12 protein-coding genes are annotated in these 10,662 nt (G+C 49.9%); 7 read left to right on the top strand and 5 right to left on the bottom strand.

Annotated features, from left to right (window positions below; genetic code table 11):
- The first annotated feature begins 233 nt into the window (after positions 1-233).
- A complete protein-coding gene (locus ACSZO4_RS22805; RefSeq protein ID WP_437891335.1) occupies positions 234-1,580 on the top strand; it encodes an anaerobic C4-dicarboxylate transporter in 1,347 nt (448 codons plus the stop codon).
- A gap of 93 nt (positions 1,581-1,673) precedes the next feature.
- Here the strand turns inward: ACSZO4_RS22805 and azuC are convergent, their stop codons facing one another.
- Positions 1,674-1,757, bottom strand: a complete 84-nt coding sequence (gene azuC, locus ACSZO4_RS22800) for a stress response protein AzuC (protein WP_088218881.1) — start codon at positions 1,755-1,757, stop codon at positions 1,674-1,676.
- Between the two features lie 271 nt (positions 1,758-2,028).
- Positions 2,029-2,667, bottom strand: coding sequence for an RpiB/LacA/LacB family sugar-phosphate isomerase (locus ACSZO4_RS22795; RefSeq protein WP_437891334.1), 639 nt, complete (start codon positions 2,665-2,667; stop codon positions 2,029-2,031).
- A gap of 223 nt (positions 2,668-2,890) precedes the next feature.
- On the opposite strand from ACSZO4_RS22795, the gene ACSZO4_RS22790 reads away from it, so the two are divergent.
- From ACSZO4_RS22790 to ftnA, 3 genes are all read left to right on the top strand, one after another.
- Positions 2,891-5,059: an HD domain-containing phosphohydrolase gene (locus ACSZO4_RS22790; RefSeq protein WP_437891333.1), complete on the top strand. Its 2,169-nt coding sequence runs from the start codon at positions 2,891-2,893 to the stop codon at positions 5,057-5,059.
- 109 nt (positions 5,060-5,168) lie between these two features.
- Positions 5,169-5,510, top strand: coding sequence for a YecR family lipoprotein (yecR, locus tag ACSZO4_RS22785; protein ID WP_437891332.1), 342 nt, complete (start codon positions 5,169-5,171; stop codon positions 5,508-5,510).
- A 328-nt stretch (positions 5,511-5,838) separates the two neighbouring features.
- A complete protein-coding gene (gene ftnA, locus ACSZO4_RS22780; protein WP_437891331.1) occupies positions 5,839-6,336 on the top strand; it encodes a non-heme ferritin in 498 nt (165 codons plus the stop codon).
- Positions 6,337-6,374: 38 nt separating this feature from the next.
- On the opposite strand, the gene ACSZO4_RS22775 is transcribed toward ftnA, so the two are convergent.
- Positions 6,375-6,614, bottom strand: coding sequence for a YecH family metal-binding protein (locus tag ACSZO4_RS22775; protein ID WP_437891330.1), 240 nt, complete (start codon positions 6,612-6,614; stop codon positions 6,375-6,377).
- Positions 6,615-6,682: 68 nt separating this feature from the next.
- Positions 6,683-7,024: a hypothetical protein gene (locus tag ACSZO4_RS22770; protein ID WP_437891329.1), complete on the bottom strand. Its 342-nt coding sequence runs from the start codon at positions 7,022-7,024 to the stop codon at positions 6,683-6,685.
- 293 nt (positions 7,025-7,317) lie between these two features.
- Here ACSZO4_RS22770 and tyrP point away from each other — a divergent pair, with 293 nt between their 5' ends.
- Positions 7,318-8,469, top strand: coding sequence for a tyrosine transporter TyrP (tyrP, locus tag ACSZO4_RS22765; RefSeq protein WP_437891336.1), 1,152 nt, complete (start codon positions 7,318-7,320; stop codon positions 8,467-8,469).
- A gap of 34 nt (positions 8,470-8,503) precedes the next feature.
- Here tyrP and ACSZO4_RS22760 read toward each other — a convergent pair whose 3' ends face one another.
- Entirely contained in the window at positions 8,504-9,172 is a 669-nt protein-coding gene (locus tag ACSZO4_RS22760; protein ID WP_437891328.1) for a YecA family protein, read from the bottom strand.
- Positions 9,173-9,330: 158 nt separating this feature from the next.
- Between ACSZO4_RS22760 and ACSZO4_RS22755 the strand changes: the two genes are divergently transcribed.
- Positions 9,331-9,993, top strand: coding sequence for a lecithin retinol acyltransferase family protein (locus ACSZO4_RS22755; protein ID WP_437891327.1), 663 nt, complete (start codon positions 9,331-9,333; stop codon positions 9,991-9,993).
- Positions 9,994-10,093: 100 nt separating this feature from the next.
- Positions 10,094-10,378 carry a hypothetical protein gene (locus tag ACSZO4_RS22750; protein WP_437891326.1) on the top strand — a complete coding sequence of 95 codons (285 nt, stop codon included), beginning with the start codon at positions 10,094-10,096 and terminating at the stop codon, positions 10,376-10,378.
- The last annotated feature ends 284 nt before the right edge of the window (positions 10,379-10,662 follow it).

Below are 10,662 nucleotides of genomic sequence, written 5' to 3'. Positions count from 1 at the left end.
GATTCGCGCGACTGACTTAAAGGTCAAACCTTTCGGAGTCCCCCGGCAAAGCCGGGGGTTTACCGGACTTAATTATTTTGCAGAGTAATGAATCGATTGTTAACAAAAAGTATATAAGTTATTGCTTTTATTAAATTTTACCAAATTCGATCTGGCTCTCACTGGATGACATCACAAAATGTAATGATTTATCCGGTTTATATGGTTTATCAAAATCAAGGACAAGGTGAGTCATGATTACCGTTGAATTTATTATTATCATTCTGTGTTTGTTGCTGGGGACACGTTACGGTGGGATGGGGCTGGGGTTAATCAGTGGTATTGGCCTCTTTATACTGAGCTTTGTATTTGGCCTTGAGCCCGGCAAACCTCCCGTTGATGTCATGCTGACCATACTTGCGGTCATTGGTTGTGCTGCAACCCTGCAAACCGCAGGCGGCCTGAATGTGATGATGCAGTTTGCCGAACGTTTGCTTCGTCGCCACCCTCAACACATTACGTTGCTGGCACCTTTCACCACATGGATGCTGACGTTCCTGTGCGGTACCGGGCATGTGGTTTACACCATGTTCCCGATCATCGCCGACATTGCGCTGAAGAAAAATATTCGTCCTGAGCGTCCTATGGCCGTCGCGTCAATTGCCTCGCAAATGGCAATCACCGCCTCACCTGTTTCCGTTGCCGTTGTTTCGCTGGTCTCGATCCTTGCGTCGCAGCACGGTGTTATTGATCACGCGTGGAGCATTCTTGAGATTCTGGCCGTTTCCGTGCCGGCATCATTATTTGGCGTCGCCATCGCCGCGCTCTGGAGCCTGCGTCGGGGTAAAGATCTTGCCGATGACCTCGAATTCCAGGAAAAACTCAAGGATCCGAAACAACGTGAATTTATCTATGGTGCCAGCGAGACGCTGATGAACCAACGCTTCCCCAAAGAAGCCTACTGGTCAACCTGGATCTTCTTCGCCGGGATCCTGGTGGTGGTGTTACTCGGGGCATTACCGGAACTGCGGCCAGCCTTCGAGGTAAAAGGCAAGCTGGCCCCTTTGTCGATGAACCTTGTTATTCAGATGATGATGCTGATTGCCGGCGCCATCATGTTAATTGCCTGTAAGGTCAAGGCGTCGGCAATTTCCAGCGGCGCGGTATTTAAGGCTGGCATGGTCGCCATCTTCTCGGTCTTCGGTGTCGCCTGGATGAGTGATACCTTTTTCCAGGCGCACCTTGATGAGCTGAAAATGGCGCTGGAAGGCGTGGTGAAAAGCCATCCGTGGACTTACGCTATTGTCCTCTTCCTTGTCTCCAAACTGGTGAACAGCCAGGCCGCAGCCCTGACCGCCGTGGCGCCAATGGGGCTGATGCTGGGTGTTGAACCCAAAATGCTGCTGGCGTTCTTCCCGGCCTCCTACGGTTACTTCGTATTACCGACGTACCCCAGCGATCTGGCCTGTATTGGATTTGACCGCTCCGGCACCACCCGTATCGGCAAATTTATTATCAACCACAGCTTTATTTTGCCAGGCCTGATTGGGGTCAGTTGCGCCTGCGCCGCCAGCTATACTCTGGTATCTCTGTTCTTCTGACAGCAAAAAAGCGGCAATCATTGCCGCTTTTATCTCACTGCCTGCCCCGAATTCCGGGCATAAAAAAACCTGCACTGGCAGGTTTTTTTATTATCAGAACATAGCACCAGGGGGTACGTCTTTGAAGGTCTTGCAGTAGGTTTCAAAAATGCTTTTCAGGATTTTGCGCAATTTCATGGTTTGCTCCGGCGATTTGTTATGCAGGTGTTATTGGTTGATGTGCACATAATATGACCCTCATCACAAAACGCAAGGCCTTTGTGATAGAAATCACGTTTTAAAAATCACAAACGCCACTAATCTGTTAAAAAAACGTGTCAAATCTGCGGGTTAAGAATCTAAAGTATTTTTGAATTAATTAAAAAAAATTTGCAGGAAAAGGAAGGGAGAGAAACGAGGATTTAACATTTGCGGAAAAAGTGGGCTGACCTGAGCCAGCCCGCTGGCATCAGGCAAGAATTTCACGAACAAAGGCTTCGATAGCTTTATCCTGACAGTTCTCGAAGAAACACTGCTGGAAGCGCGGCCCGGATACGGCGGTTTTCACCAGCTCAGGGTCGATGGCACGCAGGGTATCAAGGTAGTTCTCTTTCACAACGGCAGCTTTCACCTGGTTGAGGATCCCGGCGTTACGCACCTGCGGCTCTTTACGCTCCGGCGGATAACCTTCGCCTTTACGTCCGGTGAAGGCTTTCTCAAAGATAAAGCGCACATTCAGTTCCGCGCCCCAGCCAAAACCTTTCGCGAAAGGTAAAGAGAGTGCGTTACCGTTGTTGATCTGAGCGAACAGGAACGCATCCGCCGGATCGATGCAATAGCCGCAAATGACGCCAGGATGGATGTTCAGCGACATCAACGCGCCCTGACCTGTTCCACAGCCCGTAACAACAAAATCAACCGCTTTGGCATTCAGCAGAATGCTAGCCATAATACCTAAATGGATGTAGGTCAGATGATGATCCTTCTCATCACTCATCCCGACGTTGAAAACAGGGAAGCCTTTTTCATCAGCAACAGCGTTAAGTTCGTTAAGAATGATGGGATTTTTAGCCGCCTGACTGTTTTCCATCATCAGTGCAATTTTCATTGTTCATCTCCAGATTAATGCGTTTGGTAGAAAAAGTTTGTCAACCTTACTACCTGGCAAACGCATTTTCAAATTTAATGAAAAAATGTTTTAAAAAAGCAAATTGCCTTCACACTTTTGCTGGCACTGGCCGCGACAAACAGCACTGCCGCGTAGAAGTAACCATCCATGAGAGTGGCGTGATCCATTTAACGCTGGTGTGATAAACCCCCAGGGAGAACCGGTGAAATTAGCGTGTCAGGCAGCATTGAACATCCTCGGCCTGTTTTCCTTTCTCTTCGCCTTCGCGGCGGCGGGCTTCGTGCATGCGGCAACCGCTGAAAACACCGTGCCGGTCTGGCTGTATGATGCGCAAAGTTTTGAGTTCTGGCGGGATGATAAGGGACAATATCAGGGACTCTACCCGGAGCTTGTGAAGAAGTTTAATAAAGAGTCTGGTTATCAGTTACGCATAACCCCCATTGATGGCGAAACAATAAGCCAGCAGTTTAAAAGCAATCACCACGGCGTCTACGCGGGTGTTATTCGCACCGAAGAGCGCGCCCGGACGCATGTTCTGTCGACGCGCTTATTTGATAATGAAGTGGTCGCAGCCAGTCTTAATCAGCGGGTTTTCAAACCAGAAGATTTTTCAACCTCCCGCGTACTGTTTCGGGCGAATGACGCCACCCTGGAACGCGTTAAGCAGAGCTATCCGAACCTCAAATTTCGCCAGCTCAGTATGGTCAGTAGCAGTGAGGAGGCCTTCCGGTTGTTAAGCGATAATCAGGCGGATTTTTATATTAATGATGCCAGCGAAATGGAAACAACCACCCGCTACTACCAGCTTTCACGGCCATTTCCGGCATTACGCATTGCGTCAGTCTTCGGCTTTAGTCCGGATCTCGTCGGGCTGCGGGACAGACTCAATCAGTTTATTAGCGACGCCTGGCGCAGCGGAGAGATGCAACAATGGCTTGACGAGAGTCATCGCCAGTATCTCCTGAGCCGGGTGACGGTTACTGATGAGGAGCGGGCCTGGTTACAGAACAACCGCCTGACGCCGTGGCTACCCAAAAATGAAAACTTCGCCCCGCTTATCTGGAGCGACCAGCAGGGACATCATGGTTCGGCCGTGAACATGATTAATGATATGCGCGAGTTACTGCACATTAATGTCGACGTACATTACGTTGATAACTATTTTGCCGAGCTACGCCGTCAGAACTGGCCGGTAAAGCTGGTCGAAGTGGTCAATGCGCGCGACCCTTCCCCGACAGAGGGGATGATTGGTCCCACCCAGGCCTGGAATAACGTCTATTACAACCGTATCGAACAGCCCTTCTTATGGGATGAAGAGCAAATCCTCCACCAGCGTATCGGCGTCATTCAGGGCTCTTTTTCGCAGTTCTATCTGCAGCAGCACTATGGCAACGATATTAAGCTGGTGAGCTATCCGAACGTCGACGGGCTGATTGCAGGTCTCGAAAATGACCAGATTGATTATATTCTGGGTGATTTAAGCACCATGGAAACGTCATTACGCGGTAATGAGCTGTTTCGCGGTGTGCTGAAGGTGGCCGGGATCACCCGCCCGGAATTCAGAGTTGGTCCCTGGGTCGATACACAACACCCGCTGCACAATCTGCTCAGCAGACTGCATCGATTGTCGGATTACCGTACCCAACTGGAACGCAGCGATCCCGCGCCTGCGTTTCCCGAATTAACCCGCAATACGCTTAAAATCATCAGCGTACTGCTGCTGATTACCGTGGTCTTTAGTCTCTGCCTGCTGGTGATGATGTGGCGGCATATGAAACAGAATCGCATTGTGAACCGCAATATTGTCCAGGCGCTGGAAAAAGTGAACCGGGCGCATGATGATGAGACCGGCAGCCATATTCAGCGGGTGGCGAAATACTGCGGCTTCCTGGCCAGGGCGCTGCAACTTCCACGACGTACGGTGCGGAATATTGAAAATTTCGCCTCCCTGTATGACGTTGGAAAAATTGCGGTGCCGGAACGGATCCTTCGCAAGCAAGGGCCACTGACGCCGGAAGAGTTTGCAGAGATGAAACAACATACCGTCAAAGGCTGGCGCATCATTCAGGGACTGGCGTTAGGCCCGATCGCCGAGAATATGATCCACTTTCATCACGAAAAATGGGACGGAAGCGGCTATCCGGAAGGACTCCGGGGGGAACAAATTCCCCTGGAAGCACGTATTCTGGCGCTGGCAGATGTCTATGATGCCCTGCGTCAGAAACGGATCTACAAACCGAGCTACAGTCATCTCCAGGCGTCACAGATGATTGCTGAGGGTGCCGGACGCCATTTTGATCCCCAGCTGGTGGCGCTGTTTCGCCTGCATCATGAAAAATTTGCCCGGATCTATGAGAGCCTGGCGGACTGAGAACAGAACCGTTGCGCATAAAAAGGCCAGTTCCACTGGCTATTCCGCCGATTGCGACGCTGATAGCGCGGTAAGATGAGATAATGCCCATAAAAATCAGAGCGATTTCATGAACAAAATAGTTGTTGCCGCTGCGTTGTTACTGCTTGCCGGGTGCACCATCACCAAAGAGCCGCAAGTCAGCAGCGTTGATACCACAAGCGGGATTGTGCGTTTGAGTTATAGCGAAGCCATGATGCAAACGGCCCGCTACGATAACTACACCACCCAGGGCACCGCCAACAAACAGTGCCAGCAGATGGGTTACGCCACTGCAGTTGCTTACGGTCAGCCAGTTTCGACCTGTAGCGTGTTCAGCGGATCCATTTGTATGAATACCAATGTGACGATTCAGTATCAGTGTCGCGGGGTCGCCTTCAGCCAGACTCCAGCCACTGGCCAAAGCTGGTAGTTTTTATGCCGGTGTTGATTCGCCGGCGCTGATACTCGTCATACTACAGGCGGCCGCTTTTTTAGCCGCCTCGCTCTCCCGTTTACATCGCAATTTACGCTGGCGAAAAGAGCTTCACAGGTCTTCGCAAGTCGGCACATATTATTAAGCTATATTATTCTTAATAAAATAAAGAATAATTATCATTTACAGTATATATAATAGCGCAATGCGTTTTATTCCCATTCTCATTGTTAATAAATAATTTTTTATTTTACCTTTTGCAAATAATTAAATAACAAATTATAGTGACCCCTCTTTCTCCCCTTTATTATTTTTGGAGCTGCGCATGTTAAAAGCTGAAATGATTGAAAAACTAAATGAGCAGATGAACCTGGAACTGTTCTCTTCTCTGCTTTATCAACAAATGAGTGCCTGGTGCAGCTTTAACAGCTTTGAAGGCGCGGCTGCATTCTTACGTCGCCATGCGCAGGAAGAGATGACCCATATGCAGCGTCTGTTCGATTATCTGACCGACACGGGCAGCCTGCCGCGCATCAATACCATCCCGACCCCGGTGGCTGAATACGCCTCTCTGGATGAGTTATTCCGCGCGACTTACGAACATGAGCAATTAATTACGCAGAAAATTAATGAGCTGGCCCATGTCGCCATGACCTCTCAGGACTACCCGACATTCAATTTCCTGCAATGGTATGTTGCAGAGCAGCATGAAGAAGAGAAACTCTTTAAATCTGTTATTGATAAACTGACGCTGGCAGGTAAAAGCGGCGAAGGCCTGTATTTCATCGATAAAGAGCTGTCGACCCTCGATACCGCAAATTAATACAGAATGCGGTAATGAATGTTCATTACCGCATTATTTTAGTGCTGACAGATTTTACTTTCGTGCGTTGAAAATCCGTCCTGTGCAGGTATAAATTTTCCCCGCGCCGCCAGAAATGTCACCAGTTCCGCCGCCGTCATTTCAGATGCTGAACAGGTATGAAAACGCGCTTCGCCGCCGAAACGTTGATTAATCGCCTCCACCAGACTTTTCTCTGAATACTGCTCAGCTGACTCCAGCATCATGTTAAGCACTTCGTGACCATGAATTGACGCCATATCTTCCCCCTCCTGTATAAGATGCATCATAGACGCATCATTAGGTGTTTTTTTGCGCTACGACAGGTTTACATGCATCCGGCACAACTCGTGCAGCGCCAGTCCTGCCGGTTTACCGCCTGGTAGAAGAGACGATAATTATCGCTTTCCATCGGGATCTGATGGTCAAAGAAGAGATCGGTCAGCCAGTCAACGTTTTCAATAATCCACTCATCTTCTTCCAGACCCTGAGCAAAGGTTTCATCTTCGGGATCGATTATCGAGTAAATCGCCCAGGTTCCCATGTCTTTTTCACGCCGGGATTCCGGTAATACCAGGGGATGACCCTGCCAGCTGATGATCCATTCCCCGTGGCACAGTAAATTGCCTCCCCGCGTCCATTTCGCCAAAAACGGATTCCCCTGGACCATATCAACCTCTTTTTAATCTTTGTCATTCTTTTTTAAGGTACGCCCGATTCTCTCGTAAAAGGGGAGGACTAATGAACCGGGCAAAGTCCCTGATTCGGCTGGGCAAATGACCAGTCTGGTCGAACCCTGTCTTTTCGCAAGTTATCGTTACAGGCTCTGTAAGCGTGGTTTGACGAAAATAAGCTTTTCACTTACTCTGCGCCGCATATTTGTTTGGTCAATGTTTCAGATACAGAGAAAACAGAACACTGGGTAGTGTTTTTATCGTGGCTGGCACCACTATTGGCGCGGGTATGCTGGCGATGCCGCTGGCGGCTGCGGGCGTCGGATTTGGCGTCACGCTGGTTTTACTGTTAACGCTGTGGGCCGTGATGTGCTACACCGCCCTGCTGCTGCTTGAGGTTTATCAACACGTCCCTGCCGATACCGGGCTGGGTTCCGTCGCGCGTCGATACCTGGGTCGCTATGGTCAGTGGATCACTGGTTTTAGCATGATGTTTTTAATGTATGCCCTGACGGCGGCCTATATGACCGGTGCGGGCGAGCTGCTTGCTTCCAGTCTGAGCGACTGGACGGGCGTTTCCATCTCACCGGTTTCCGGCGTATTGCTGTTTACCCTGGTCGCCGGCGGCGTGGTCTGCATTGGTACATCGCTGGTCGATCTCTTCAACCGCTTTCTGTTCAGTGCAAAAATTGTTTTTCTGCTGATAATGCTGGCACTGCTGACGCCACATATTCACGAGGTCAATTTGCTGACCTTACCTCTCGATAAAGGGCTGGCCCTGTCTGCCATTCCGGTGCTCTTCACCTCATTTGGCTTTCATGGCAGCGTACCGAGCATTGTCAGCTACATGAATGGCAATATTCGTAAACTGCGCTGGGTGTTTATTATCGGCAGCGCCATTCCGCTCGTTGCCTATATTTTCTGGCAACTGGCAACGCTGGGAAGCATTGAGTCAAACACCTTTGCCGGATTGCTGGCGAACCATGCCGGGTTAAATGGCCTGTTGCAGGCGCTGCGGGAAGTCGTTGCGTCACCCCATGTTGAGCTGGCTGTACACCTCTTTGCTGACCTTGCGCTGGCGACTTCTTTCCTTGGCGTGGCTCTGGGGCTGTTCGATTATCTGGCGGATCTTTTTCAGCGCCGTAATACGGCCTTTGGTCGGGTGCAAACAGGCGTGATTACCTTTCTCCCGCCACTGGCCTTTGCTCTCTTTTATCCGCGTGGCTTCGTGATGGCATTAGGTTACGCCGCGGTGGCCCTGGCGGTTCTCGCCTTGCTGCTTCCTGCTTTGTTAGTCTGGAAAAGCCGGGAGGCGCATCCGGATTCACCCTGGCGGGTTGCGGGCGGGAAAGCGGCTCTTGTCGCCATCATTGCCTGTGGCGTGGGGATTATTGCGGTGCAGTTTGCCATTGCCGCCGGGTTGTTACCGCAAGTGGGTTAAAAAAAGAGGGGCTCATCATTCGAGCCCCTTTTTATTAATGCAGACAACAGCTTTTGAATTTCCTGCCACTGCCGCACGGACAGGGATCGTTACGCCCAACCTTGACACCGTTTACCACCGGTTGTTGAACGACGGGCTGTTGGGGATTGGCGGACCAGTAATCATATAAACGTAACGCGGCCGGGCGAATCGCATCCACACTGCGACTGAACGCTTCTTCGTCCATCTCATCAAGGCGGGTGAAATTCTCTTCGGTGCCATGCAGCGCGATAGCATCCAGATCCGTTTTCAGCGATTCCGGTAATGCTGACCAGTCGGTCAGGCCTACGCCGCGCATATAGCCAAAGCACCACTCTTCCACAACGGTAAACAGTCTGCCTTCCACTTCATTCTCGCCAAAAACAGGTTCGAACTGATCCTGATACTGGCTCAGACGCTCGGCAATATCATTCATATGCTGGAAGCAGAGATTAATAAAACGATCCATTTCACGATCGTTCTTCCAGCGAGGAACGTTCTTCTGACCGCCCCAAATAGCGACCAGCCAGCGATCCGGCTCAACCACAATGGGTCCGGACAATACGGCGGTTAACAGGCCGTCGAGCTCTGCGACATCAAGAATAGATTCATCGTCATGAGCGTAAGACATCAATGTCTCTTCCAGCCACTGCAATTCATTTTCGTTTAATGGGCCTTCAGTCATATGAGGTGCTCCTGGGCGAAGGTAATTAGATAATCGCGGAAGGGTAACACAGAAAGTTGAAACACAAAAAAACCACTGACTGTAGTGGCTGGCTACCCTTCCGGCGAGGCGGTAATATGATGAAATTCTGATCCTGTCATTATAAAGCGAGCGCGAAAATGATAACAGCTGGAGACCATCTGTCCTCATCAAGGACGGGATATACTCATCACGGCATTTATGTTGGATATGGCAAAGTTGTGCATTACTCCGGACTGGCTGATGGCCTGTCTAAAGGAAACATTTGTGAGACTACGCTTGAGGATTTTACTCAGGGAAAAGAAACTGTGACCGTCATAAAACACGACGTTTCTGACAGATTATTTTCCCCTGAGGAAATTGTTGAACGTGCACGAACCCGGATTGGCGAAAATAACTACAACCTCGTATTCAATAACTGCGAACATTTTGCCACCTGGTGCGTAACGGGTAAACATCGAAGCGCTCAGGTACAGGCGGTGAGCAGTAGTGTTGTGAATGTGAGCCTTGCCTACCGTACATACCAGACCTGGGCCGCAACAAACACACCGACTTTATTACGCTCTGTTGCCAGTCTGAGCACTACAACAACCACGACCACCAGCGCCATCAAAGGACTCAGCGGCATCAGCGCATTAAGTGGTGGAGCCAGTATAACCGGAACGGCACTTACCGGGGGAGCAGCCGGAACAGGAGCCGTAGTGGGCGTATTAGCAGCGGCACCACCCGTAGCACTGGCCGTCGGCGGGATTGCGCTGGTAGGTGTTGGCGCAAAACTACTGTATGACTGGTGGAATGATTAGTTGTTTTGCGATAGTGGCAGCGTGGCATTTACACAAGATCCCCACCTGCCTTACTGGCAAATAATTGCATTCCTGCAGGGCGAATAAAACCGGAGGCGAGATGCGGATTGATTCAACCAATGTAAGTGAAAGCGATCTTCTTAATTGTCTTAATTTTAAGATTCGAATTATTGGGATATCGCATCGACGTGCCAGCAACCTGCATGTTGACGGCCGGGAAAACTGCTCTGGTTACAATATCAATAAATCTATTTTTGATGGTATGACGGTTCACGAGTACCAGCAGATGATCAAGCTACGATTTGCTGAAAATGACCCGCAATTCTCGCTAACAAAGCATCTGAAATACGACATTGAAAAGGGATTTATCGTGCTGGAGGGCTGAGCAAATGCCCTTCACTTTCGTCAAAATTATTGTTGGCAAAAGGTCCGCTATAAGCAGACAGCGGACCTTTATGAACAGACCCATTCAGCGCTGATTGAGAAACTTATCGATATCTTCGCGACTGGTTAGCCTTATCTGACTTTCGGGACGGACTTTTGAAAATACAGAAAGGTGGCCGTTATAGCTGCTCGAGCCGGTTCGTATTTCATATGTATTAGTCGCGACTTGATCTGACACTTGACCTTGAAAGGTTGAGAGTTACCGGTTTTGATATGGGTGTCGAA

This window comes from Phytobacter sp. V91 (genome assembly GCF_965644225.1).
Classification (GTDB): Bacteria; Pseudomonadota; Gammaproteobacteria; order Enterobacterales; family Enterobacteriaceae; genus CBFFRJ01.
The sequence above is the reverse complement of the archived record's forward strand: the minus strand, read 5'-3'. Positions and strand labels throughout refer to the sequence as shown.